Below are 25,406 nucleotides of genomic sequence, written 5' to 3'. Positions count from 1 at the left end.
GGCGCGCTCCCGGCGCGCACGACCCCGCGGCCACCCTCGTACTCGGCCCCAACCAGCCCTCAACCGGGCCGATTTGACCGTCGGCAGATCCGGCGGTCGAACGGTACCGTCGAGGGGGCCGGTGACATCACCACTGCCAGGAGGAGTCAGGCGTGAACGATTGGCGGATCTACCGTGGTGCCGGCCATCCGCACGACGAGATACGGCGGCTGCCCGCCCCGCCGCCGTGGCGTGACTTCTCCGCCGGAGGCGCCGACGACACGCTCGCCGGCTCCGACCGGCGGCTCGGTGTGCGCCGCAGGCTGGTCCAGAACCACCACCCGCGGCCCGCCGAGACCGACGCCGTCAACGCCGCCCTCTACCTGCGCCGCCCGCTCCTGGTCACCGGCAACCCCGGCACCGGGAAGTCCACCCTCGCCCACGCCGTCGCCCACGAGCTGGGCCTCGGACGGGTGCTGCGCTGGCCCATCGTCAGCCGCACCACCCTCCAGGACGGCCTCTACCGCTACGACGCGATCGGGCGCCTCCAGGACGTGCAGCTGGAGCGTGCCCGCGCCGACGCGGGAGGCGCCGCCACCGCCGCGAGCCCGGCCGGCATCGGCTCGTACCTGCGGCTCGGTCCGCTCGGCACCGCGCTGCTCCCCTCCGAGCTGCCCCGCGTGCTGCTCATCGACGAGCTGGACAAGAGCGACATCGACCTGCCCAACGACCTCCTGAACGCCCTGGAGGAGGGCGAGTTCGCCATCCCCGAGCTGGAGCGGCTCGCCGACCGCGAACCGGTCGTGGAGGTGCTCACCGACGACGGACGCAAGGTGCCCGTGTACGGCGGACGGATCCGCTGCACCACGTTCCCCTTCATCGTCCTCACCTCCAACGGCGAACGGGACTTCCCCGCCGCCCTGCTGCGCCGCTGCATCCGCCTGGAGCTCGAAGCCCCCGGCGAGGAGCAGCTCGGCGCCATGATCGAGGCCCACCTGGGCCCCGACGCCGCCGCGGCCGAACCCGGCCTCGTCGACCGCTTCCTCGACCGGGAGCCCGGCGAGGTCATCGCCACCGACCAGCTGCTCAACGCCCTCTACCTGACCCAGCACGCCCCCCGCACCGAGCGGGTGACCCGGGAACGCATCGCGGACATGCTCATGCAGCCGCTCGATCAGCCGAGGTGATGGCCGGATGCACCGGACGAGCCGGATGCACCTGGAAGAACTCACCCGCAGAATGCGGGCCGGCGGCCAGGACCCCACCGCCGAGGAGGTCGCGGACGCCGTCTGGCTCGCCCAGTGGCTGCCGGGAGCCGACCCGGAAGGGCGGTCGGGGCGACGGCCGCCGGATCCCGTGCTGCCCGGACACCCCGAGGACCGTACGGATCCGGCCATCGACGACGACGTCACCACGGCCCCCGGGACACCACCCGACACCGCCGACGCACCGGCCCGTGCCACCGAGACCGTCGACCTGCTTCTGCGCGGCGACCGCACGGGCGCGGGCGGCGCCGACGGGGCCGCCGTGCGCTCCGGCGCCGCCCTGCTCGTCCGCGCCCCCGGCGCCAACGCCCTGCCCGGCCTCCTCGGCCTGCAGAAGGCGCTGCGGCCGCTGCGCCACTACGCCGCCCGCTTCCCGGCCCGCCCCGGCGAGGGACGGCTCGACGAGGACGCCACCGCCGAACACAGCGCCGCCTCCGGCATCCTCACCCCCGTGCTCCGCCCCGCCGCCGGAGTGCGCCCCGACATCCAGCTCCTCATGGACACCGGCCCCGCCATGGTCGTGTGGACCCGGATGGTCGAGGAACTGCGCCAGGCCTGCCAGCAGTCCGGCGCCTTCCGCGACGTCCAGGTCCACCGCCTCTATGACACCGGCCAGGGCCTGCCGCTCGTCACCACCACCTCCGGGTCGGACGGACGCCCGCGGCTCCGCCCCGGCGACCAGCTCCACGACCCCACCGGGCGCCGCCTCACCCTCATCGTCAGCGACTGCGTGGGCCCCCTGTGGCAGCGCGGCGCCGTCCAGCGGCTCATCCACCAGTGGCCCCGCCAGGCGCCGCTCGCCCTCGTCCAGCCGCTGCCCCCGCGCCTGTGGTCCCGCACCGCGCTGCCCGTCGAACCCGGCGTCCTGCTGCGCCCCGCCGCCCCCGGCGGGCAACCGCGCTTCGAGCCCGACGAGGCCCCCTGGGAGCCCGTCGCCCCCGACCTGCGGGCCGTGCCCGTGCTCACCCCCACCCCCGAGGCCTTCGCCTCCTGGGCGCGGCTGCTCACCGGACACGGCGGGGGAGCGGTCCGCGGCTGGGCCGCCCGCATCGGCCCGGAACCCGTACGCCCCGCGAGCACCGCGCGCCCCACGGACACCGCCGCGCCCCGGAGAGTGCGCCGCGGCGACGACGAGCTGCTGCGCGCCTTCCGCGCCGGAGCCTCCCCCGGCGCACTGCGGCTCGCCGTGCATCTCGCCGCCGCCCCGCTCACCCTGCCCGTGATGCAGCTGGTGCAGCGCGCCATGCTCCCCGACACCGGCCCCATGGAGCTGGCGGAGGTCCTGCTCAGCGGACTGCTGAGACGTCAGCCCGGGGCCACCCCGTACCCCCGCTTCAGCTACCCCCCCAGCGTCCAGGAACATCTGCTCGGCTCGCTCGACCGGGGGGCCGCCGCGCTCGTCCTGAAGCACGTCTCCGAATTCGTCGTACGCAACTTCGGCCAGGGCATGCGCAACTTCCCGGCCCTCGCCGCCGCCCGGCTCGCCGGACACGGCACCGAGGACGAGCCGGCCGCCGCCACCGGGCCCGAGGAGGAGCCCCTGGAGCCGGCCGACGCCGAGACGGAGCTCTTCGCCCGTATCCCCGCGCGCGTGCTGCGCTTCTACCAGCCCGACCTCGTCACGCCCGACCCGCTCGCCCGCGCCCGCCGGCTCCTCGACCAGTGGCGCGCCCAGTCCGACCCCGCCCTGCTCACCGCCGCCCGCGAGCTGGCCGAGACCGCCCTGGCCGGCGAGGGCCCCGCCGGGCCGCCCGAGGACACCGCGGGCGCCCTCCTCGTCCTCGGCCAGGTGCTGTACGCGCAGGCCGGCACCCTCGCCGTACGGGACGCCGGGCAGCGCCAGGAACTCCTCACCCGGGCCCTCGCCGAGCTCGTACGGGCCGGGGAGCTGGCCGCGCCCGGCACCGCCGCCTGGGCCGAGGCCCGCCTCGAACAGGCCGCCGCCCACCACGCCCTGTGGCGCCACACGGGTGACACCGCCCGCCTCGACGCGGCCCTCGCCGCGCTCGCCACGAACCCCGGGGGCGACGCCTCGGACGTGACGGGCTGGCCCGAGAGCCACCACCCCGCCCTCCTCGTCCGCCGCGGACGCCTGCTGCTCGCCCGGGGCGACGGGACGCCCGCCGCGGCCGCGTTCACCGCCGCGCTGGACCTCGGCGAGAGCGGCCCCGTCCTGCTCGACCTGGTCGACGCCCGCCACCTCGTCGGCGCCGCCCCGGAGACGGTCGCCGCCGCGCTCGAACAGGCCGAGCCGCTGCTCGGCGACTCCACCGCGCTCCGGCTGCGCTGGACCACCGCGAAGGCCCGCTTCCACGAGACCACCGGCGACGGCCCCGCCGCCGACCAGGCGTACGAACAGGCCACCCTGCTCACCCCCACCGAGGGCGAACAGCGCGGCCGGCTCCTGATGACCTGGGGCGAGTCCCTGATGCGCCGGGCCGCCGCCGGGACCGGCACCGCGCCCGTCGACCGCGCCGAATCCGTGCTGCGGGAGGCCCTCACCTGCCTGCCCGCCGACGCCGCCGCCCGCTTCCGGGCCCGGATCCTCATCGGCAGCGTCCTCGCCCTGCGCTTCGACCGGGCCGGCTTCCTGCCCGACCTGTACGAGAGCCGCCACCTCCTCGACCAGGCCGTCCGCTCCGCGCGCGAACCCGGACCCCGCGCGGAGGTGTGGCTGCAACTGGGCTGGGTGCGCCTCCAGCTGAGCGAGGCCTCCCGCGACGGGCAGCTCGCCGACGCGCTCACCGCCTACCAGCGCGCCGCCGAGGACGCCCGCACCGCCCGCGGCGAGGTCCCCGGCACGGTCACCGCGGCCCGGGCGCTGCACGCCCAGGGCGCGGTGCTGTACCTGATGGGGCGCGTGGGGCGGGCCACCACGGTCCTGCGGTCCGCCGCCGGACAGTGGCGCCGCCTCGACGCGGCCCTCACCCCCGTGGACTGGGCGGACGTGGAGCGCACCCGGACCCTCCTCGCCGAGGTCGAGGGGAACCCGGGGCGACGGCCCGACCGGTTCACCCGGGAGGACCGGCGCCGGATCGCGCCACCGTGGTGGGCGTGGAGCGGGGTGGAGGCGTAGCCGGGGAGCGCGCGGAAGAGGCGGAAGCGGAACGGCTTGATAACGGGGGCGTGAATGGGCGCAGTTGAGTCGAACGGGTTTCTGAGTTCTTGGCGTCGGGAAGAACCGCTGCGCCGCTACGACCGTGGGGGACAGGCGCCGGTGAGGAGGAGCCGAGAGTGTTGGAGCACATGGAGTGGGTGGCCGGGGTGGACCGGGCCGACACATACCCACCGCACCTGCCCGATCTCGCGGCCGTCGACCTGCGGACCTTGCGCTTCATGGACGATCCGGAGCTCGTGGCGGCCGTCGAGCGCGTGCTGTCGCGGCCGGGGGAGCTCGGTGACACCTGGCAGGAAGGCGCCCTGGCCGACGATGACGGAGCCTGCGGCGGCCGCTGACGCGGCGGCCCGAACGCACCGTCTGTTTCCGGTCACAGGTGGACGTCCGCCCACGGCCCGCACCGGGAGGCGGGTATGACGGCCGCCCGGCCGCCGGCCGCGGCCCTGAGGGAACTGGCCCGCACCCGGTCCGCCACCGGCGGCGCCTCGCTGCTCCGCTCGGCCCTGCACGGGCGGCGTCTGCTGCTCCTCAAGACCCTGCTCGTACGGGTGCACCGGCACCGTGAGGCCGTGGACGGCGCCGTCTTCCGCCGGTTCGACGACGCCTGGCACCTGCTCGAACAGGCCGAACGGCACCACCCCGGCGCGGTCCGCGACCTGCTCGACTATCCGACGACCGGCGCGTGGCTGGCCGCCGCGCTCGCGGAGCCCGTCGGCCCGGGACTCGACCGGCACCTCTCCCGCTTCGACGCCCTGGCCGTCACGGCCGCCCTGCGGTCCGGGTACCCGGTCGACCTCACCGTCGACGCCCCGGACGGCGTCCTCTCGCTGCCCGGGGTCGGGCGCATGCGCGCGGACTCCGGCCGGGTGCGGATCCGGGGCCGGTCCCGCACCGTACGGATGCGTCCCGAGGGGGACCCGCGTGCCCCCGCCGTCCTGTTGCTCACCGATCGCGGGACCGGGGCGCTCGTCGGCCGCGGCCCCGGCTGGACCGGCCTGCACGTGCTGACCGGCTCCACCGCCCGCCTCGACGACATGGACCCCTACCGGGTACCGGGCGGCGGCATCGGCAGCCCGCCGCGCCCCGCGACGGACCACGCCGTCACCGACACGGCCGCCTGGTCGGCCTGTTGGCGCTCCGGACTCCGCCTCCTGGACCGCACCGACCCGTCCCGCGCCGCCGAGGTGCGCCGTGGGGTGCGCGCACTCGTGCCGCTCGCGGCCCGCGGCCCGGGCTCCTCCGGAGCCACGCTCAGTGCCGCCCCCGGGGCCGTGCTGACCTCGCTGCCGTCCGGTGCCCAGGACATGGCCGAGACCCTCGTCCACGAGCTCCACCACAGCAAGCTGGCCACGCTGCACGAGCTGGTGCCGCTCTACCGGCCGGGGCGGGTGGCCGTGCACCAGGTGGGCTGGCGGTCCGACCCGAGGCCCATCGCCGGGGTGCTCCACGGCGCGTACGCGCATCTGGCCCTGACGGACCTGTGGCGGCGTGCCGCCACCGCCGACGGTGTCTCCGCACCCTGGCGGGCCAGTGCCGGTCAGCAGTTCGACCGTATCCACGATCAGGTGGGTGAAGCCTTGGCGATCCTGCTTGAATCAGATGAACTGACCACTGAGGGACGGAAGTTCGCCCATCAGATGCGGTGGCACCACGCGAGCCTGGGAGCGACCCCGAGGGCGGCTGGGTAACACTGTGCCCACGGCACATGACACTGCGTTGCGCGGGAGCGGGACGGGAGACGTACAGATGGCGGAACAGCGGTCGGGTGGCGACGCGGCGGCGGAGCACGGAGGAAGAGCGGCGCCGGGACACGTCCTCGTGGTCTTCCCCGGCTACAACCGGCCCTGGGCGACCTGGATCAACCAGCGGCTCGAAGCCCACGGGGTGCGCGCGACCCTCCAGCGGTGGGACCCGCCGCGCGAGACCTCGCTGGTCGACTCCCTCAGCGATCTGCTGCTGGCCAGGGGGACGGTGCTACTCGTCCTCGACGACTGGTTCTTCCAGCTCGGCCCCCGCCCCGCCGGCGAGTGGAACGAGGTCCTGCGCGGCTTCGTCATGGAACGGGCCGAGCGGTTCGCCGCCGTCAACCTCACCAACCGCACCCTCCTCCCGGCCACCGCCGTCCTCGAACCCGTCAGCCTCTGGGGCGTCGGCGAGGAGGAGGCCGAGGCGCGGCTGCTCAGCAGGCTCGGCATCGAACCCCGCCGGTCGACGGGCCGCCGCATCCCGACCTCCGCCCTGGTGCGCTACCCGGAGACCCCGCCCGAGATCTGGGGCGAGATCCCGCGCCGCAACCCCCGCTTCACCGGCCGCGACGACCTCCTCACCGAGCTCCAGGAACGGCTCATGGACGCCGAGCGCGGCAAGGCCGCCTGCACCCTGCTCGGCATGTCCGGCATCGGCAAGACCCAGATCGCCGCCGAGTACGCCCACCGCTTCAGCCCCGACTACGACGTCGTGTGGTGGGTCAACTCCGACGACCGCAACGTGCAGCGCGACCGCTTCGGCGAGCTCGCCACCGAACTCGGCCTCGCCACCGGCAACGAGCCCGGCGAACGCATCCGCGCCGTCCGCGAGGCCCTGCGCCGGGGCGACCCGCACACCCGGTGGCTCGTCGTCTTCGACGGCTGGGACGACACCGACGGCGCCGGCGTGCTGCTGCCGCAGGGCCCCGGCCACGTCCTCATCACCTCCCGCAACCGCGGCTGGGGCGACCACACCGACATCCTCGAAGTCCCCAGCTTCGACCGCGCCGAGTCCACCGGCTACCTGATGCGGCGCGCCCCGCACATCACCGCGCCCGAGGCCGACGACGTGGCCGCCGAGTTCGGCGACGTCCCCCTGCCGCTCGTCCAGGCCGCCGCCTGGCTCGGCGAGTCCGGCATGGAGGTGCCCGAGTACCTGCGGATGGTCCGCGACGGGCGGCTGTCCACCGTGGACGAACCGACCGCCGGCGACGGCTTCCCCAACGCGTCCCTCACCTCCTGGTCGATACTGATCAACCGGCTCCGACGCGCCCAGCCGCAGGCCATCGACGTGCTCAGCCTCTGCGCGTCCTTCGCCCCCGGGCGCATCCCCCTCGGCATCGTCCGGGCCTACCCCCAGGCGGAACTCCCCGAGGACCTGCGCTGGATGGTCACCGACCTGCCCGCCTGGAACCGCGCCCTGGACACCCTGGTCAACTACTCGGTGCTGAGCCGCGAGGCACGCGGCCCGGTGGGCAACGTCGACATGGGGCCGCACCAGGAGTCCGTGCACATGCACCGGCTCGTCCACGACATCGTCGCCCGGCTCACCGACGGCGAACACCGCGAGGCGCACCGCAAGGCCGTCCGCACGCTGCTCGCCGAGGCCGACCCCGGCAACCCCATGGACAGCCGCCACTGGCCCCGGTACGCCGAACTCCTGCCCCACCTGGAGCCCTCCGGCGCCCTCGCCAGCCGCAACCCGCGCGTCCAGACCGCAGTCCTCAACTGCCTGCGCTACTGCTTCCGCAGCGCCGAGTTCCGGGCCGGCATCCGGCTCTCCGAGAAGATCAGGGAGAGCTGGTCCACCTTCATGGACCCGGTCAGCCCGGAAATGCTGGAACTCACCACGCAGGAGAGCTACATCCTGCGTGCCTTCGGACGCTTCCGCGAGGCGTACGACCTCGACCTCGCCGTCCGTGACCGCCTCGAAGAGGCCACGCCGCCGGACGAGCTCGGCTCCCTCAGGTCCGCCATCTCCATCGCCAGCGACCTGCGCTTCCTCGGCCAGTACCAGGAGTCGGAACGCATCCAGCGCGAGTGCTTCGCGGAGGCCCAGCGGCTGCTCGGCGAGAACGAGTTCCTCACCCTGGTCGCCGGGCACAACATGGGCGTCGTCCTGCGCATGCTCGGACGCTTCAAGGAGGCGTACGAGCAGGACGTCGCCTCCTTCGCCCGCAGCGAGAGCGTCCTCGGCACCCGGCACTCCCACACCCTCAACACCAGCAACGCCGTCGCCCAGGACCTGCGCCTGCTCGGCAACTACCGCGAGGCGCTGGCCCGGCAGGAGGCCAACGTCCGCTTCCACGTCCAGGTCCTCGGCCCCCAGCACCTGAACACCCTGTACGCGCGCGCCCAGCTCGCCCTGTGCCGCCGCCGGGAGGGCGGCTTCCAGCAGGACCTCGGGGCGACCATGGCCAGCCTGCTCGAACAGATGGAGCAGGTGCACGGCCGAGGGCACTACACGACCCTGTCCTCCATCAACAACTACGCCAACTACCTCCGCGAGCACGGCGACCTGGACCACGCGAGGGAGCTCATCCACGAGGCCGAGGCCGGCTATCGCGCCCTGCTCGGACCCGCCCACCCCGTCGCCACCGGCGTCTTCGCCAACACCGCGCTCGTCCTCCAGGCCGCCGGCGAGCGCGCCGACGCCCTGGCGATCCTGGAAGGGGCGCTCGCCGGACTCACCGCCTCCCTGGGGGCGGACCACCCGTGGGTCATCGGGTGCGCCCTCAACACCACCGCCGCCCGCAACTTCAACGGGCGGGTGAGCGACGCCGCCGAGCTCAGCCGGGAGACCCTGCGCAGGGCCCGCCACGTCCTCGGCAACGAGCACCCGCTCACGCTGTCCTGCCAGGTGGCGCTCGCGACCGATCTGCGGGGGCTGCGGGAGACCGAGGAGGCGGGGAAGCTGGAGGAGGACGCGCTGCTCACGCTCACCCGGACGCTGGGCGCCCAGCACCCGCACACGCTGTCGGCGCGTCAGCGCAACCGGCCGTACTGGGACTTCGAGGCCAACCTGGGCTGAGCCCCGTACCGTACGCGGAAACGCCGGAGGCCCGGCACCCCGAGTGGGGTGCCGGGCCTCCGTGGTGCCGGGGACTCGACTCAGGCGTCGAAGACCTCCGCGACCAGCTGCGCCTGCTCGGCCTGGTGGCGCTTGGCCGAGCCGACCGCCGGGGACGAGGAGTGCGGGCGGGAGATCCGGCGCAGGCGCTCGCCCGCCGGGATGTCCGCGCCGACCGCCAGGTCGAGGTGGTCGATCAGGTTGAGCGCGATGAACGGCCAGGCACCCTGGTTCGCCGGCTCCTCCTGGGCCCAGATGTACTTCGCCGCGTTCGGGTACTTGGCGATCTCGGCCTGGAGCTCGGCACCCGGCAGCGGGTACAGGCGCTCCAGACGGATGATCGCGGTCTCCGTGTCGCCGCGCTTCTGACGCTCGGCCTCCAGGTCGTAGTAGACCTTGCCCGCGCAGAAGACGACCTTGCGGACGTCGGCCGGGTTGACCGTGCTGTCGCCGATCACCGGGCGGAAGCCGCCGGTGGTGAACTCCTCCACCTTGGACGCCGCGGCCTTCAGACGCAGCATCGACTTCGGGGTGAAGACGATGAGCGGCTTGTGGTGCGGGTTGTGCACCTGCCAGCGCAGGAGGTGGAAGTAGTTCGACGGCAGCGTCGGCATGGCGACCGTCATGTTGTCCTGGGCGCACATCTGGAGGAAGCGCTCCGGGCGCGCGGACGAGTGGTCCGGGCCCTGGCCCTCGTAGCCGTGCGGCAGGAGCAGGGTGACGCCGGAGGTCTGGCCCCACTTCTGCTCGGCCGAGGAGATGAACTCGTCGACGACGGTCTGCGCGCCGTTGACGAAGTCACCGAACTGGGCCTCCCAGACGACCAGGGAGTCCGGGCGGGCCAGCGAGTAGCCGTACTCGAAGCCCATCGCCGCGTACTCGCTGAGCAGCGAGTCGTAGACGTTGTAGTGGGCCTGGTCCTCGGCCAGGTAGAGCAGCGGGGTGTAGTCCTCGCCGGTCTCCTGGTCCACCAGGACCGCGTGGCGCTGGCCGAAGGTGCCGCGGCGGGAGTCCTGGCCCGACAGGCGGACCGGGGTGCCCTCCATCAGCAGGGAGCCGATGGCGAGGGTCTCGCCGAAGCCCCAGTCGATGGTGCCGTCGTCGATGGAGGCGGCACGGCGCTGCATCTGCGGCATCAGGCGCGGGTGGACCGTGACCCGCTCCGGGATGCTCACCTGCGACTCGGCGATCCGCTTCACGACCTCCGCGGAGACCGCGGTGGTCACGGCGACCGGGAACTCGGGCTTGGCGTCCGGGACCTGCGGGGCCGCCGGGGCCGAGGTGGCCTCGCGGACCTCCGCGAAGACCTTCTCCAGCTGGCCCTGGAAGTCCTGGAGCGCCTGCTCCGCCTCTTCCAGGGTGATGTCGCCGCGACCGATCAGGGACTCGGTGTACAGCTTGCGCACCGAGCGCTTCTTGTCGATCAGGGTGTACATCTGCGGGTTGGTGAACTGCGGGTTGTCGCCCTCGTTGTGACCGCGGCGGCGGTAGCAGATGAGGTCGATCACGACGTCCTTGTTGAACGTCTGGCGGAACTCGAAGGCGAGCCGCGCGACGCGGACCACGGCCTCCGGGTCGTCGCCGTTCACGTGGAAGATCGGCGCCTCGATCATGCGGGCCACGTCGGTCGCGTACATCGAGGAACGCGAGGACTCCGGGGCGGCGGTGAAGCCGACCTGGTTGTTGATGACGATGTGGACCGTGCCGCCGGTGCGGTAGCCGCGCAGCTGCGACATGTTCAGCGTCTCGGCCACGACGCCCTGGCCCGCGAAGGCCGCGTCACCGTGCAGGGCGACCGGCAGGACGGTGAAGTCCGTGCCGCCCTTGTTGATGACGTCCTGCTTGGCGCGGACGATGCCTTCCAGGACCGGGTCGACCGCCTCCAGGTGCGAGGGGTTGGCGGCCAGGGAGACCGTGATCTGCTCGCCGTCGAGACCGGTGAAGGTGCCCTGGGCGCCCAGGTGGTACTTCACGTCGCCGGAGCCGTGCATCGACTTCGGGTCGAGGTTGCCCTCGAACTCGCGGAAGATCTGCGCGTACGACTTGCCGACGATGTTCGCCAGGACGTTCAGGCGGCCGCGGTGGGCCATGCCGATGACGACCTCGTCGAGGCGGGACTCCGCCGCCGAGTCGATGACCGCGTCGAGCAGCGGGATGACGGACTCGCCGCCCTCCAGGGAGAAGCGCTTCTGGCCGACGTACTTGGTCTGCAGGAAGGTCTCGAAGGCCTCCGCCGCGTTCAGCCGGCGCAGGATCCGCAGCTGCTCCTCGCGCTCCACACGGGCGTGCGGGCGCTCCACGCGGTCCTGGATCCACTTGCGCTGCTTCGGGTCCTGGATGTGCATGAACTCGACGCCGGTGGTGCGGCAGTACGAGTCGCGGAGCACGCCGAGGATGTCGCGGAGCTTCATCATCGACTTGCCGGCGAAGCCGCCGACCGCGAACTCGCGCTCCAGGTCCCACAGGGTGAGGCCGTGCTCGGTGATGTCCAGGTCGGGGTGCTTGCGCTGCTTGTACTCCAGCGGGTCGGTGTCGGCCATGACGTGGCCGCGGACCCGGTAGGAGTGGATCAGCTCGAAGACGCGCGCGGCCTTGGTGACGTCGTCGTCGTGCGAGGCGTCGATGTCCCGGAACCAGCGGACCGGCTCGTAGGGGATGCGCAGCGACTTGAAGACGTCGTCGTAGAAGCCGTCCTCGCCGAGGAGGAGGTTGGCGACGATCCGCAGGAACTCGCCGGAGGCGGCACCCTGGATGACCCGGTGGTCGTAGGTCGAGGTCAGGGTCATGACCTTCGAGATGCCCAGCTTGTTCAGGGTGTCCTGGGAGGTGCCCTGGAACTCGGCCGGGTAGTCCATCGAGCCGACGCCCATGATGACCGACTGTCCGGGCATCAGACGCGGCACGGAGTGGACGGTGCCGAGGCCGCCGGGGTTGGTCAGGGAGACCGTGACGCCGGTGAAGTCGTCCATCGTCAGCTTGCCGACGCGGGCGCGCTTGACGATGTCCTCGTAGGCCTGCCAGAACTCGAAGAAGTTCAGGGTCTCGGCCTTCTTGATGCCGGCGACGACGAGCTGGCGGTCGCCGTTGGGCTTCACCAGGTCGATCGCGAGGCCGAAGTTCACGTGCTCCGGCTTGACCAGGGTCGGCTTGCCGTCCTTCTCCGCGAAGGAGTGGTTCATCGTCGGCATGGCCTTGATGGCCTGCACCATGGCGTAGCCGATGAGGTGGGTGAAGGAGATCTTCCCGCCCCGGGCGCGCTTCAGGTGGTTGTTGATGACGATGCGGTTGTCGAACAGCAGCTTCACCGGAACGGCGCGGACGGACGTGGCCGTCGGCATCTCCAGCGAGGCGTTCATGTTCTTCGCGACCGCGGCGGCGGGGCCACGCAGGGTGACCAGCTCGGGGCCGGCGGGGGCCTCGGTGGCCTCCTTGGCCTTGACCGGGGCCGGAGCCGCGGCGGCGGGCTTCGCGGCCGGCGCGGGCGCCGCCGGAGCGGGCTTCACGGGAGCCGGGGCCGGGGCGGGCACCGTGGCGGCCGGAGTGACGGCAGGCGCGGCCTGTGCGGGGCCCGTCTGCGTCGCCACGGGCGCGGTGGGGGCGCTCGGCGTGGTGGCGGCCGGGGCAGCGGGGGTCTCCGCGGCGCCGGGCTTGTAGTCGGCGAAGAAGTCCCACCAGGCACGATCGACCGAATTCGGGTCCTGGAGGTACTGCTGGTAGATCTCGTCGACGAGCCACTCATTGGCACCGAAGGCGGCGGCAGGGGACTTTCCCTGCCCGTCTTGGTCGGTCGGGGAGCTCGGGGTACTGGGGGACTGAGACGACACGGCGGTAACCGCCCTCTTCCGCTTCACAAGGTGATGGACAGCGGAAATAAAGGCTACGCCTCCCTGGCCGGGAGGTGCAGGCCGGGCACTCCAACGTCGCGCAAGTCACACTTGACGGGGTGTTTCGGTGCCATGAATGGCGGGAAACAAGCGTGGTTCTGCCCTCGTACGGGTAGGGGAAAGTGCGGGTGCCGCCCCCTGTGGGCGCATCCCTGTCCTGTTCCTGACCACGTCACGCGGGTCTCTCGTACGAGTGCTCGTACACGTACACGCAGAACGTCTGCTTCCGGTTCGAACCCTACGTCAATCCCGCGAGCGAAGGCTGCCCGGAAGGGTGAGCCTGATGCGGCATCCACGTGACGATTCGGCCACACCGATGTGGCCGCCGTGCAGATCCACCGCCCAACGCGCGATCGCGAGGCCGAGACCCGTGCCGCCGTCGCTGCCCGGGCCCTGCTGGGCCGGGACCGTGCCCCGGTTGAAACGCTCGAAGACCTTGTGCCGCTCCGCCTCCGGAATGCCCGGGCCCTCGTCCTCGACCTCCAGCTCCAGGGAGTCCGGGAACGGCCCGCGCCGGGCCCGTACCGTGACGCGCCCGTGCGGCGGCGAGTGCTTCACCGCGTTGTCGATCAGGTTCGCCATCACCTGGTGCAGCCGCTCGGCGTCCGCCAGCGCGGTCAGCTCCGGCGGCGACACGTCCAGGTGCAGATGCACGTCCGTCCGGTTGTGCAGCCCCGAGCTGGTGGTCAGACCGCGCTGGGAGGCCGCCAGGTTCGCCTCCCGCAGCACCCCGGAGAGATAAGGCCAGACCTCGAAACGGCGCGTCCTGAGCGCCACGACACCGTTGTCGAGCCGCGACAGGTCGAGCAGCGTCTCCACCAGCCGGCCGAGCCGCTCGGTCTGCTTCAGGGCCGTCCGCATCGTCTCCGGATCGGCCTCCGAGACCCCGTCCACCACGTTCTCCAGCACCGCGCGGAGCGCCGCGATCGGGGTGCGCAGCTCGTGCGAGACGTTCGCCACCAGCTCCTTGCGGTGCCGGTCCACCGCCTCCAGATCGTCCGCCATGCGGTTGATCGTCGACGCCAGGTCGCCCAGCTCGTCACGGCGGTCCGCGCCCCGCACCCGGCGGCTGAAGTCACCCCGCGAGATCGAACCGGCCACCGTGTTCATCTCGTCCAGCGGCGCCGTCAGCGACTGCGCCACGAACTGGGTGATCAACAGCGTCGCGATCATCGCGAAGATCGTGATGTAGCGGAACTCGGTCGAGGTGCGGATCGCCACCAGCGCCAGGCACGAGGTCAGCAGGACGGCCCCGACCACCAGCGCACCCAGCTTGGTCTTGATCGAGATCACTATCCGGTGCCGCTCCCGCCGGGGGCGGCCGTCGGCGTCCCGCCGCGGCCGGTTCACGGCGCCGGGGTCTCCAGCGCGTAGCCGACCCCGTGGACCGTACGGATGCGCTCGGCTCCGATCTTCCGGCGCAGCGCCTTGATGTGGCTGTCCACGGTCCGGGTGCCGGAGGCGTCCGCCCAGTCCCACACCTCCGCGAGGAGCTGCTCCCGGGAGAGCACCGCGCGCGGCGTGTTCGCCAGGCAGACCAGCAGGTCGAACTCGGTCGGCGTCAGGTGCACGTCGTCGGTCCTGACCCGGACCCGGCGCTGCGCGTGGTCGATCTCCAGCTCGCCCAGCCGCAGGATGCCGCTGCGCGGGGTGACCGCCGCCAGCGCGGCGCGCTCCACCCGGCGCAGCAGGACGTGCACCCGGGCGGCGAGCTCGCGCATCGAGAACGGCTTCGTCATGTAGTCGTCGGCGCCGACGCCCAGACCGACCAGCATGTCCGTCTCGTCGTCACGGGCCGTGAGCATGAGGACCGGGACCGGACGCTGGGCCTGGACCCGGCGGCAGACCTCCAGGCCGTCGAAGCCGGGCAGCATCACGTCGAGGACCATCAGGTCCGGCTGCCAGGCCTCCGCCGCGTCGACGGCCGCGGGGCCGTCCGTCGCCGTCTGCACGAGGAAGCCCTCCGCCCGCAGCCGCGCGGCGATCGCCTCCACGATCGTCGAGTCGTCCTCGACGACAAGGACGCGCCGCTGGGCCCCCGGAGTGGCCGCCGCACCGTGGTGAGTGGTGTGTGTCTGCTCCATTGCCCCGCCTCGCGTCGCTGATGTCGGTGCAGCAGCCTAGAGGTACCGGCGGTCTCACGGCTACGCAGGCCGGACGGCGAGGTGGACCGCGTCGGGGACGCCCCGGGCAACGGGGACCTCTTCGGTGCGTACCCCGCTGAATCCGGCATTCCGCAACGACCCTTCGAAATCGACGGACGGCCGGGCGGACCATACGGCGAGGATTCCTCCGGGCCTGAGCCGCTCCGCGCAGGCCGCCAATCCCTGGGCGGAGTACAGGGATTCGTTGTCCTCGGTGACCGTCCAGTCCGGTCCGTTGTCGATGTCCAGGCAGAGGGCGTCATACGTGTCGGGGGAGGTGCGGAGGTAGGCCAGGAGGTCCGTGTGCAGGATCACGGTCCGTTCGTCGGCCAGCGCCCGGCCGGAGATCGCCGCGAGGGGCCCCTCCCGGTGCCAGTCGATGACCGCCTCCTCACGCTCCGCCACGGCGATCCTGCGCCAGCGGGGGTCGGCGGCGGCGTGGGCCAGCGAGAAACCGACCCCCAGGCCGCCGATGAGGACGGCCGGGCCCGACGCACGCACCTCCTCCGGGAGGGCCGCCATCGCCGCGTCGACCAGCAGGCGCTCCGAGCGCCCGTCGGACGTGTCCATCAGGAAGGTGCCGTTGGCGATGATCTCGTAGCGGTCGGCGTTCCTGCGCAGGACCACTTCTCCGTACGGGCCCTCGCGGCGGTCGATGACTACGGGAGTGGCGGGAGTGGCGGGAGTGACGGGGGTGCTGGGGGTGACGGGGGTGCTCATCGGTGGCTCGCTCCGTTCTCGTCGGCGGTGCTCGCACCGGCCATCCTCCCGAGGGTGGGTGGCCGGGGCAAACACGTTACGGAGTGCGGGGTTTGCCGTGCGACGTGCTCAGAAGCGGGGCGCGTCGTGCTTGACGTACTGTTCGATACGGTTCAGCGTGCGCCGCGCCTCGACCGGCGTGCCGTACGTGCGGTCCCAGGTGACCGGGGCGACCGTGATGTGGCCCTTGTCGAGCAGCCAGATCGAGTCCGCGTCCTCGCGGCCCTCCGCGCACTCGCCCTCGCCCGTGCCGTCCACCGGGCACAGGCCGAGCGCGATGTCGAAGGAGTCGCTCGTGCCCTGCTGCTCGAAGGCGTGGTAGACCACCGCGCCGTCGCCGACCCGCGTCCACACCGGGGGCTTCGCGCGCTGCCCGGTGCTCACGTCCGGGTAGTCGACCTTGAGCGCGAACTCCGGGGTCAGCAGGGCGCGCGCCCTGAGGCCGGCCACGAGGCGGGCGCCGAACTCCGCGTGGGCGCGGTAGTTCTCGCGCGGGAAGAACAGGTTGCTCTCGTCGCCGGACGAGGAGAACGCGACGGCCGGCACGCCCTGGTCGATCGCGGCGACGGCGGCGCCGACCGTACCCGAGTCGTTGACGCTGGCCGAGACGTTCGGGCCCGAGTTGATGCCGGTGAGGACGACGTCCGGGGCCTCCTTCCAGCCCACCTTCGCTCTCAGCCCGCCGCGCAGGGCCAGCTTCACCGTGTCGGCCGGGGTGGCGCTCGGGGTGTCCTTGCCGCAGGGGCCCGCGGCGAGACACACGCCGAAGACCGCGCCCCGGGAGGGGGCGGACGCGCAGTCGCCCTCGTAGCCGGCCGGCAGGGCGGCGCGGCGCTGGGCGGTGACCATGCCGCCGTTGGTGACGGCGGTGCCCTTGCCCGACTGGACCTGCCAGGGGGCCATCACGACGACGTCCGCGCCGGCGGCGCACATCGCGCGGCGCAGCTCGTAGAGGCCGAGGCCGTCGGAGTTGCTCGCCTTGGCGGCCTGCATGGAGTCGTCGTTGGAGATCAGGACGCGGAGGCCGGCGAGGGGGCGGTGCTCGGCGGCGGCGGGGGTGGCGGGGGTCGCGGCGTAGGCGGTGGCGCCGGCGGTGAGGAGGGTGGCGGCTGCGGCGGTGAGGGCGGTGCGGATGCGCATGTGGGTCCCTTCGGGTGGTGTGCCGTGTCATGGACATGGCATGCAGGGAGGAAAAAACGATCCGGGGCCCTGCCCCCCACGGGAGGGCCCCGGATCGGGCGCGGGGCAGCGTCAGGAGCCCCGCGGTCTGTGGGTGTGGTGCGGTGGTCTGTGGTGCGGGGGGGGGGGGGGGGGGGGGGGGGGGGGGGGGGGGGGGGGGGGGGGGGGGGGGGGGGGGGGGGGGGGGGGGGGGGGGGGGGGGGGGCGCGGGGCCGGCCGCCCCCCCCCCCCCCCCCCCCCCCGCGGGGGGCGGGGGGGGGGGGCGGGCCCCCCCCGGGGGGGGGCCCCCCCCCCCGCCCCCCGGGGGGGGGGGGGCGGCGCCCGCCCCCCGCGCCCCCCCCCCCCGCCCCGGTGTTCGTCCGCGGCGTGGCGGACCCGGCTCCGTCGGGTCAGGCCTTACGGGCGCGTGAGGCGCAGGCGCCGTAGCCCTGGTCGGCGTGGCCTTGGTCCCCGTAACCCTGGTCCCCGTAACCCTGGTCGCCGTAGCCCTCGTCCCCGTAACCGGTGGGCTCACAGGGCGTGTTCTCCCGGCTGTTGTCCAGGCGCGCGATCACAGCCGTGTGGTCGGCGCTGACGACGTAGGGGCCCGAGACCGGGTCGGCAGGAAGCACGTACCCGTTCGGGACGCCGGTCTCGCGGAGGTAGTACGTGCCCAGCTCCAGGTGGCCGAAGGAGCACCGACCGCCCGCGTTCGTGGTGCAGGCCGTGCCGACGCGGGTGTCCGGGTCGGTGCCGGTGGCCTGGAGGCCGTCGCGGCCGTTGGTCTCCCGCCACAGCTCGAACGTGGCCCCGCGCAGCGGCGCCTTCGTGTCGGCGTCGGTCTTGAGGAGCGTGAGGCTCCCCTTGTCCTGCGGGATGACGGACTTCTTGTTGGTCGCCGTGACGGAGACGCCGGCGCTCGCGTTCTCCTTCGTGAGGACGAGCGGACCGAAGACCGCGGGCGACGGCAGGTCGTAGCCGTCGGGCGCGTCCGTCTCCTGCCAGTAGTACGTGCCCGTCTCCACCGTGCGCGCACACACGCCCACCGCGTCCGTCACGCACTCCGCCCCCACCGCCGTGTCGGGGTCGGCGCCGGTCGTCTGCAGACCGGCGACACCGTTCGTCTCCTCCCAGAGTCGGAACGTCGCCCCGGGCAGCACCGCACCCGTCGCCGCGTCCGTCTTCACCACCTTCACGACACCCTTCACCGGCGGCGGGGTGGTGCCGCAGTCGGGCAGGTCGCCGTCGAAGGGGTAGGCGTGGAACTCCTGGCCGCCGCCGCCCGTGGCGGAGCTGGTGTGGGTGACCGATCCGGTGGTGAAGAAGCGGCCGTTGATGCCGGGCAGGGTCACGGTCGTCATCGAGGACTGCTCGCCCATGAGGAAGCTGCCCTGGAACTGTCCGGTGCCGTTCAGGCCGACGGTGCCGGCGTCGGGGAAGTTCCACAGCAGTCGCTCGCGGTAGGCGTTGAGCGGGTCGGTGGCGTCGACGAGTGCGCCGCTGTACGTGTTGATGGTGCGGTTCGCGCCGAGGAGGTTGACCAGGATCGTGGCTCCGGCGGGAATGCCGGCGAAGACGACGCCCTGCTGGCCGCCGTTGGAGGAGGTCAGGTCGAAGTCCACGTTGAAGACCTGGAGCGCGGAGGCGCCGTCGCCCGTGAAGAGGGTCTGGAAGTTCTGGTTGACGGCCGTGCCGGTGGCCGGCCGCGGCTTCCCGTCGACCCGGGCGTAGCAACGGCTCGCCGTGGTGAGCTGGTCGCGGAGGCCCGTGTACGGCGCGGCGGCGTTCGCGTCCTGGACGAGGGTTCCGGTGACGTTCCCGGTGACCGTGCCCGCGTGACGTACGGTCCCCGTCTCGGTGAGCAGGCCGCCTGTCGTCTCCAGACGCTGGCCCGAGGCGATGGTGATGTCACCGCCGGTGGTGAGGAAGTCCGCGTCCTTGGGCGGGACGACCCGGGAGCCGACACCGACGATGCCCAGGTTGTACAGGCCGCCGGCGGTCGCCTCCTTGTTCTGGTCGAAGTCGTCGAGGACGACGACACGGCCCTCCGCCTCGGCCGCTCGGCCGCGTACGAGGTAGTCGTTCCCCACGAAGATGTTGATGCCCGCGTCACGGCCCGCGAGGGCCCCGTTGCCGACCTCGGGGAACGGATCGGGGCAGCTGCCGGGGACGCACGGGCCGAGCCCGCCGGGAAGGGGCGCGGCGACCGCGGCCTGGCTGCCCGGGCCCAGGAGGAGCGCGGGGACAGCGGCGAGGGTGACGGCGCAGGAGAGTCCGGCCGACAGGGCCCTCCTCGGCGGGCGCGAAGAGCGCCGCACGGTGTGAAGTCTCATGTCCGGAGTCTTGGTCGGCGCGTCCGGGACCACCATCCGTGCGGTTCGGGGTTGGGCCGCTCAGGGAGCGCGCTCACTGAGGGGCGTGAAGTGTGGCGGCCGAAAGGAGTACGGGGAGGAGGCGTGGGCCCAGGACGTGTGGGGCGGGGCGTCCAGCGGCCAGGGCTCCTCCTCACCCCGATCTTGCCGACAGCTCTGCGTAAGGGGACGAGATGGAGGCCGACCTCCCTGGGCTCCCGGGCTCCCCGTGATCCGTTCGAGAGTCGTCGAACGACGGAGAAATCAATCCGCTCGGGACCGATGAGTGGAGACCGGACCGGACGTCTACCCCTATGACTGGCACACCACCGAGGAGAACACCATGGCCGAGACCGACACCCGCACTCTGCAGACCGTCGGCGCGACCCTCCACTACGACGTCCGCCCCGGCACCGGACCGGACCCGCGTCCCCTGCTGCTGATCGGCTCCCCCATGGACGCCACCGGCTTCACCACCCTCGCCTCACACTTCGCCGACCGCACCGTCGTGACGTACGACCCGCGCGGCGCCGGCCGCAGCGAGCGGACCGACGGCGCCCCCGAGAACCTCCCTGAGGAGCACGCCGACGACCTGGCCCGGCTCATCGAGGTGCTCGACGCCGGCCCCGTCGACGTCTTCGCCAGCAGCGGCGGCGCCGTCAACGCCCTGGCGCTCGTCGCCGCCCACCCCGACCTGGTTCACACCCTCGTCGCGCACGAGCCGCCGAGCGCCCCTGTCCTCCCGGACCACGAGGCCGCCCTGGCGCTCTGCGCGGACATTCACAGCACCTACCTGCGGGAGGGCTTGGGCGTGGCGATGGCGAAGTTCATCGCGCTGGTCAGCCGTACGGGACCGATCCCGGCAACCTGGGCCGAGGAGCCCGCACCCTCCCCCGACGCCTTCGGCCTGCCCACCGAGGACGACGGCACCCGCGACGACCCCCTGCTCGGCCAGAACATGCGCGGCTGCACGTCGTACGTCCCCGACTTCGCCGCCCTGCGGGCCGCGTCGACCCGGATCGTCATCGCCGCGGGCAAGGAGTCCGAGGGCACCTTCTGCGCGCGGGCGGCCGTGGCCGTCGCCGAGGGCATCGGCACCCCGCTCGCCGTCTACCCCAGCAACCACGGCGGCTTCCTCGGCGGCGAGTACGGACAGCATGGCGCCCCGGCGGAGTTCGCGGAGGCGCTGCGCGCTTCGCTCGCGGACGCCTGACGGGGCCGGGGCCGGGCCGATTCCGCCGACATCGCCCGCGCCCCGAACACGGCGCGTCCCTCGGCGTCGACCTGGCCCTGCGGGGTGTGGGCTGGCCGGCCGTGCGCGACCGGGCCTTCGGCCGCGTCGACTCGATCGCGTCGGACGAGGGCCCCGAGGGCGCGGAGAGCGTCGGGACCGACGTCGGTGCCCGGCGTGCGACCGCTCCTCCCGCGGCGACCGCGGATCAGTTCGGCCGGATCTCCGGGCGGTACAGGTCCATCCACAGGGCCAGGTCCAGCGTGCGCTCCAGGCCACGGCGCTCCGCCTGTGTGCTGACCGGGGAGTCGCGGTGGAGCAGCCGGCGCAGGCGGTCGGGGTCGACGAGTGCGAAGACCGGGTGCGCGGGGTGCGTCAGGAGGTCCTTGACCTGGTCCTGGAGGGCGGCGGCGTACCGGGGGTCCTGGGTGGAGGGGTAGGGGCTCTTGACCCTGTCGTAGACGGACCTGGGCAGCAGGTCGGCGGTCGCCTCGCGCAGCAGGCTCTTCTCCCTGCCGTCGAACGACTTCAGCGCCCAGGGGGTGTTGTAGACGTACTCGACGAGCCGGTGGTCGCAGAACGGGACGCGGACCTCCAGGCCGACGGCCATGCTCGCGCGGTCCTTGCGGTCGAGGAGGGCGCGGACGAAGCGGGTGAGGTGGAGGTGGGAGATGCGGCGCATCCGGTACTCGAGGTCGCTCTCGCCGTCGAGACGGCTGATGCCGGCGGTCGCGGTGCGGTAGTTGTCGGCGACGTAGCCGCCCAGGTCGAGGGTGCCGAGGAGTTCGGGGCGCAGGACCTCCGAGTCGTCGCCGAAGTGGCGTCCGAAGCGCACCAGCCAGGGGAAGGTCGCGCCGCGGCGTGCCTCTTCGTCGAAGAACTGCTGGTAGCCGCCGAAGACCTCGTCGGCGGACTCCCCGGACAGGGCGACCGTCGACTGCTCCCGGATGGCGCGGAAGAGCAGGTACAGCGAGGCGTCCATGTCGCCGAACCCGGTGGGCAGGTCGCGCGCCCGGATCATGTTCGCGCGGACCGCGGGGTCGGCCAGGGCCTGGGGGTCGAGCACGATGTCCTGGTGTTCCGTGTGCGCGGCGCGCGCCACGTCGTGCACGAACGGGGTGTCGGGTGTGCCGCGCAGCTCGTCGGCGACGAAGTTGTCCGTTCGACCGACGAAGTCGACGGCGAAGCTCCGGACCTTCTCCCCGTGCGCGCCGAGTTGGCGGGCCGCAAGTGCGGTCATGGCGGAGGAGTCGAGGCCGCCGGAGAGGAGCGTGCAGCGGGGCACGTCGGCGACGAGCTGCCGGCGCACGATGTCATCGAGGAGGGAGCGCACGGTGGCGATCGTGGTGTCGCGGTCATCGGTGTGCGGGCGGGTCTCCAGCTCCCAGTAGACCTGCCGGTGTACGCCCGTCCGGTCGACGGTGACGACGGTGCCGGGTTCGACTTCCGCCATGCCGTCCCAGACCGCGTGGCCGGGCGTCTTGACCATGGTGAAGAGCTCGCGCAGGCCGTCCGCGGTGACACGGGCGGTGGCCTGCGGGTTGGCGAGGATCGCCTTGGGCTCGGAGCCGAACAGGACTCCGTCGGACGTCGGGTAGTAGTAGAGGGGCTTGACTCCCATACGGTCCCGGATCATCAGCAGCCGGTCCTGCCGCGCGTCCCAGACGGCGAACGCGTACATCCCGTTGAGCCGTTCGGCGATCCGTTCGCCCCATTCGAGGTAGCCACGCAGGACCACCTCGGTGTCGGACCGGGTCGTGAAGCGGTGCCCCCGGCCGCTCAGTTCGCTGCGGAGTTCGGTGAAGTTGTACGCCTCCCCCGAGTAGACGAGGCAGACGCTGCCCTGCGGGGTGTCGACGGTCATCGGCTGACGGCCGCCGGGGAGGTCGATGATGGCCAGCCTGCGGTGACCGAGGGCCGCGGGGCCCTGGATCCAGGTGTCGTGGGCGTCGGGGCCCCGGCACGCCATCGTCTCCGTCATCGCGTCCAACGCGGCGGACTGGGTGCCCAGGTCGCGGTCGAAGGAGATCCAGCCGGTGATGCCGCACATAGGGTGCCTCCTGCTCCGGGTGCGCCCGGGCCGCCGACCGATCGGTCTCGCGTACGTGGTGGGCGGCCCCCGCACAAACAAGTTGTAGCTGCCATGCATGCGGAGTGTGCGCCGCCCCCCGATCGACGGTCAACACTCCCGTCGGAGCCCGGAGTCCCCCAACCCGATGCATTTCGGCCCCACTTGGCGTGCGCGATACCAGCGGATGCCGGTATCCGTGGTTCGGCTCGCATGGATTCCGCCACGGGTAAAGCCTTCGCCAGTTCGGCGGCGCACATCGGCCGCCGCCCGCGATGCGATGGCCGGCACGCTTCCCCGCGCCCGCGGTCCGGTCCCGGCTAGGAGTTCTGGCTGCCCAGGCCGGAAGCGGCCGACGAGGGATGGGTCACGGCCGCACGGTCGACGGTTCCAGGAACGCCTCCCGGTGCTCGTACGCCCACCGCTCGAAAGTGCCCGCCTGCCTTCCGAGTACGCGGCTCACGTGGTCGGAGACGTAGGCCGCGCCGCCGCCACGGGCCCAGTGGATGCCGGCCAGTCAGGTCATGCGTCGGTCGTCGTGGGCGGCGTCGGTCAGGGCGGCTACGGCCACGGCGGCCACGTCCCTGGGGTCGACGCTGGCCTGTCGCGCGTCCGCGGTGAGGTTCGGGAGGAGTTCTCCGGCCTGGATGAGCGGTTGCTCGCGGGAACACCTGCGCCCGGACGGCCTGAGACCGACCGCGAGGTCGTTCGTCCTGGCCCTCGCCGGTTCCGGGTCATCAGGCTGCGAGGAGGTGTCAGGGAGCGGGGACGGGTCCGCCGGGGCGGAAGCGTTCCACCCCGACGATGTGGCGCACCTTGAGCGGCCGTACGATCACGGCGACCCGCTGCTCCCCCGGCATGATCCACGGGTAGCGGTCGACGCCCAGGTACTTGTGGGCCATCCGGTCCATCCGGTCGTGTGCCTCCTCGCCCTCGATGAAGCGGGCCACCACGCCGCTGATCTGCACCCGGTCGTAAGGATCGGCTGCGTCCGCGTGGGAGAGGTAGACCCGGGGGTCGTTGCGGAGGTTCTCCTCCTTCACCCGGCCCACCGACGTGATGAACGTCAGCTCCGCGTCGCCCTCCAGGTCCACCCACATCGGGCTGACCTGCGGTGCGCCGTCGGCGCACACCGTGCCGACGTACCAGATGTTGGGGGCGGTGAGCCGGGCGCTGACGGCTGCGTCGAAAGTCGCGGTCATGGCCCGAGGGTAGCGACCGCGGACGGCCGAGGGGGACGGCTCGGGAGACCGCGAGCGACCCGCGGTCGGCCGCTGCGGCGGAGCACGGCGATGAGGGGGCTGATGTGCGCGTACCCATCGGTCACTCGTGATTGAAAGTGCACGGAGACTGTGCTCTCCTGCGGACTCGAACCGACGTGCCGTCGCCACACCGTCCGCGCAGGAAGGATCCCTGACCGATGGTCACTCCAGTGCCTCGCGACGTCCCCGATGTCCTCGCGCCGGCGAAACTCGGCCCGCTGACCTTGCGTAACCGGATCGTCAAGGCGGCCACGTTCGAAGGTGCCACTCCGGACGGACTGGTCACCGACCGGTTGATCGACTACCACCGCCGGCCCGCTGCCGGAGGGGTGGGCATGACGACCGTCGCCTACCTGGCGGTGGCCCCGGAGGGGCGCACCGAGCGGCGTCAGATCTGGATGCGGCCCGCAGCGGTTCCGGGACTGCGGCGGCTGACGGACGCCGTGCACTCCGAGGGGGCCGCGGTGTCGGCACAGATCGGCCACGCCGGGCCGGTCGCGAACGCCGCTTCCAACCGGCTCCCGGCGCTCGCCCCGACGCGCCGGTTCAGCCCGCTCGGCATGCGGACCACCCGGGCCGCCACCGAGGCCGACATCGCGCGGATCGTCCGGGCGCACGGCGAGGCCGCCCGACTCGCGCTCGCCTCCGGCTTCGACGCCGTGGAGATCCATCTGGGGCACAACTACTTCGCGAGCGCGTTCCTCAGCCCCCGGCTGAACCGGCGCCGGGACCGGTACGGCGGCAGCCTCGCCAACCGCGCCACGGTCGCGCGGGAAGCCGCCCGCGCCGTGCGCGACGCCGTCGGCGACCGCGTCGCCGTCACCGCGAAGCTGAACATGGACGACGGCGTCCCCGGCGGCATCTGGCTCGACGAGAGCCTGCGGCTCGCCCGCTGGCTCCAGGACGACGGCACGGTCGACGCCCTGGAGCTGACCGCCGGCAGCTCCCTGCTCAACCCGATGTACCTCTTCCGCGGCGGAGCACCCCTCCGGGACTTCGCGGCCACCTTCCCCCAGCCCCAGCGCCTCGGCGTCCTGGCGCTGGGCGGACGCTTCCTGATCGAGTACCCGTACCAGGAGGCGTACCTGCTCGACTCGGCCCGCCAGTTCCGCGCCGCGCTGGACCTCCCGCTGATCCTGCTCGGCGGGATCGCCGACCTCGCCACCGCGCAGCGCGCCATGGCCGAGGGCTTCGACTTCGTGGCCATGGGCCGCGCCCTGCTCCGCGAGCCCGACCTGATCAACCGCTACCGGACGGGAACGAGCAGCACGTCCCTGTGCGTCCACTGCAACCGTTGCATGCCGACGATCTACACCGGCACCCGCTGCGTCCTCGTGGACCCGGAGCCCCCGGCCCGCCGTTGACTGCGGGC

15 protein-coding genes are annotated in these 25,406 nt (G+C 72.9%); 7 read left to right on the top strand and 8 right to left on the bottom strand.

The window, feature by feature from the left end; all coding sequences use genetic code 11:
* The first annotated feature begins 152 nt into the window (after window positions 1-152).
* The 5 genes from ACZ3ZE_RS23600 (at window position 153) to fxsT (ending at window position 9,138) form a co-directional block, all read left to right on the top strand.
* Entirely contained in the window at window positions 153-1,166 is a 1,014-nt protein-coding gene (locus tag ACZ3ZE_RS23600; RefSeq protein ID WP_361166990.1) for an AAA family ATPase, read from the top strand.
* A 7-nt stretch (window positions 1,167-1,173) separates the two neighbouring features.
* Window positions 1,174-4,320 (top strand): SAV_2336 N-terminal domain-related protein, encoded by a 3,147-nt coding sequence (locus ACZ3ZE_RS23595; RefSeq protein ID WP_467260560.1) that lies wholly within the window; start codon window positions 1,174-1,176, stop codon window positions 4,318-4,320.
* 158 nt (window positions 4,321-4,478) lie between these two features.
* A complete protein-coding gene (locus ACZ3ZE_RS23590; RefSeq protein ID WP_361166996.1) occupies window positions 4,479-4,700 on the top strand; it encodes a hypothetical protein in 222 nt (73 codons plus the stop codon).
* 75 nt (window positions 4,701-4,775) lie between these two features.
* Window positions 4,776-6,050, top strand: a complete 1,275-nt coding sequence (locus tag ACZ3ZE_RS23585) for an HEXXH motif domain-containing protein (protein ID WP_361628204.1) — start codon at window positions 4,776-4,778, stop codon at window positions 6,048-6,050.
* A 58-nt stretch (window positions 6,051-6,108) separates the two neighbouring features.
* Window positions 6,109-9,138 (top strand): FxSxx-COOH system tetratricopeptide repeat protein, encoded by a 3,030-nt coding sequence (fxsT, locus tag ACZ3ZE_RS23580; protein WP_361628207.1) that lies wholly within the window; start codon window positions 6,109-6,111, stop codon window positions 9,136-9,138.
* An 80-nt stretch (window positions 9,139-9,218) separates the two neighbouring features.
* On the opposite strand, the gene ACZ3ZE_RS23575 is transcribed toward fxsT, so the two are convergent.
* The 6 genes from ACZ3ZE_RS23575 to ACZ3ZE_RS23550 form a co-directional block, all read right to left on the bottom strand.
* Window positions 9,219-13,001, bottom strand: a complete 3,783-nt coding sequence (locus ACZ3ZE_RS23575) for a multifunctional oxoglutarate decarboxylase/oxoglutarate dehydrogenase thiamine pyrophosphate-binding subunit/dihydrolipoyllysine-residue succinyltransferase subunit (protein WP_467260558.1) — start codon at window positions 12,999-13,001, stop codon at window positions 9,219-9,221.
* Window positions 13,002-13,304: 303 nt separating this feature from the next.
* Window positions 13,305-14,357, bottom strand: a complete 1,053-nt coding sequence (locus ACZ3ZE_RS23570; RefSeq protein WP_361167708.1) for a HAMP domain-containing sensor histidine kinase — start codon at window positions 14,355-14,357, stop codon at window positions 13,305-13,307.
* 50 nt (window positions 14,358-14,407) lie between these two features.
* The gene (locus ACZ3ZE_RS23565; protein WP_361167008.1) at window positions 14,408-15,145 is read right to left on the bottom strand and encodes a response regulator transcription factor; all 738 of its coding nucleotides are present in this window, start codon (window positions 15,143-15,145) and stop codon (window positions 14,408-14,410) included.
* 60 nt (window positions 15,146-15,205) lie between these two features.
* Window positions 15,206-15,925, bottom strand: a complete 720-nt coding sequence (locus tag ACZ3ZE_RS23560) for a spermidine synthase family protein (RefSeq protein WP_467260555.1) — start codon at window positions 15,923-15,925, stop codon at window positions 15,206-15,208.
* A gap of 108 nt (window positions 15,926-16,033) precedes the next feature.
* Complete coding sequence (gene surE, locus ACZ3ZE_RS23555) at window positions 16,034-17,104, bottom strand: 5'/3'-nucleotidase SurE (protein WP_467260552.1); 1,071 nt, start codon at window positions 17,102-17,104, stop codon at window positions 16,034-16,036.
* A 428-nt stretch (window positions 17,105-17,532) separates the two neighbouring features.
* On the bottom strand, window positions 17,533-19,455 hold the full coding sequence (locus tag ACZ3ZE_RS23550; RefSeq protein ID WP_361630405.1) for a choice-of-anchor A family protein: 1,923 nt from the start codon (window positions 19,453-19,455) through the stop codon (window positions 17,533-17,535).
* Between the two features lie 361 nt (window positions 19,456-19,816).
* Here ACZ3ZE_RS23550 and ACZ3ZE_RS23545 point away from each other — a divergent pair, with 361 nt between their 5' ends.
* Window positions 19,817-20,686, top strand: a complete 870-nt coding sequence (locus tag ACZ3ZE_RS23545) for an alpha/beta fold hydrolase (RefSeq protein WP_361176557.1) — start codon at window positions 19,817-19,819, stop codon at window positions 20,684-20,686.
* Window positions 20,687-20,912: 226 nt separating this feature from the next.
* On the opposite strand, the gene asnB is transcribed toward ACZ3ZE_RS23545, so the two are convergent.
* Together asnB and ACZ3ZE_RS23535 are read right to left on the bottom strand one after the other, a co-directional pair.
* Window positions 20,913-22,754, bottom strand: a complete 1,842-nt coding sequence (gene asnB / locus ACZ3ZE_RS23540) for an asparagine synthase (glutamine-hydrolyzing) (protein WP_467260549.1) — start codon at window positions 22,752-22,754, stop codon at window positions 20,913-20,915.
* 773 nt (window positions 22,755-23,527) lie between these two features.
* Complete coding sequence (locus tag ACZ3ZE_RS23535; protein WP_361630399.1) at window positions 23,528-23,974, bottom strand: TIGR03618 family F420-dependent PPOX class oxidoreductase; 447 nt, start codon at window positions 23,972-23,974, stop codon at window positions 23,528-23,530.
* Window positions 23,975-24,192: 218 nt separating this feature from the next.
* Between ACZ3ZE_RS23535 and ACZ3ZE_RS23530 the strand changes: the two genes are divergently transcribed.
* Window positions 24,193-25,398, top strand: a complete 1,206-nt coding sequence (locus ACZ3ZE_RS23530; protein ID WP_361176437.1) for an NADH:flavin oxidoreductase — start codon at window positions 24,193-24,195, stop codon at window positions 25,396-25,398.
* The last annotated feature ends 8 nt before the right edge of the window (window positions 25,399-25,406 follow it).

The organism is Streptomyces sp. NPDC023157, from assembly GCF_055560575.1.
The sequence above is the reverse complement of the archived record's forward strand: the minus strand, read 5'-3'. Positions and strand labels throughout refer to the sequence as shown.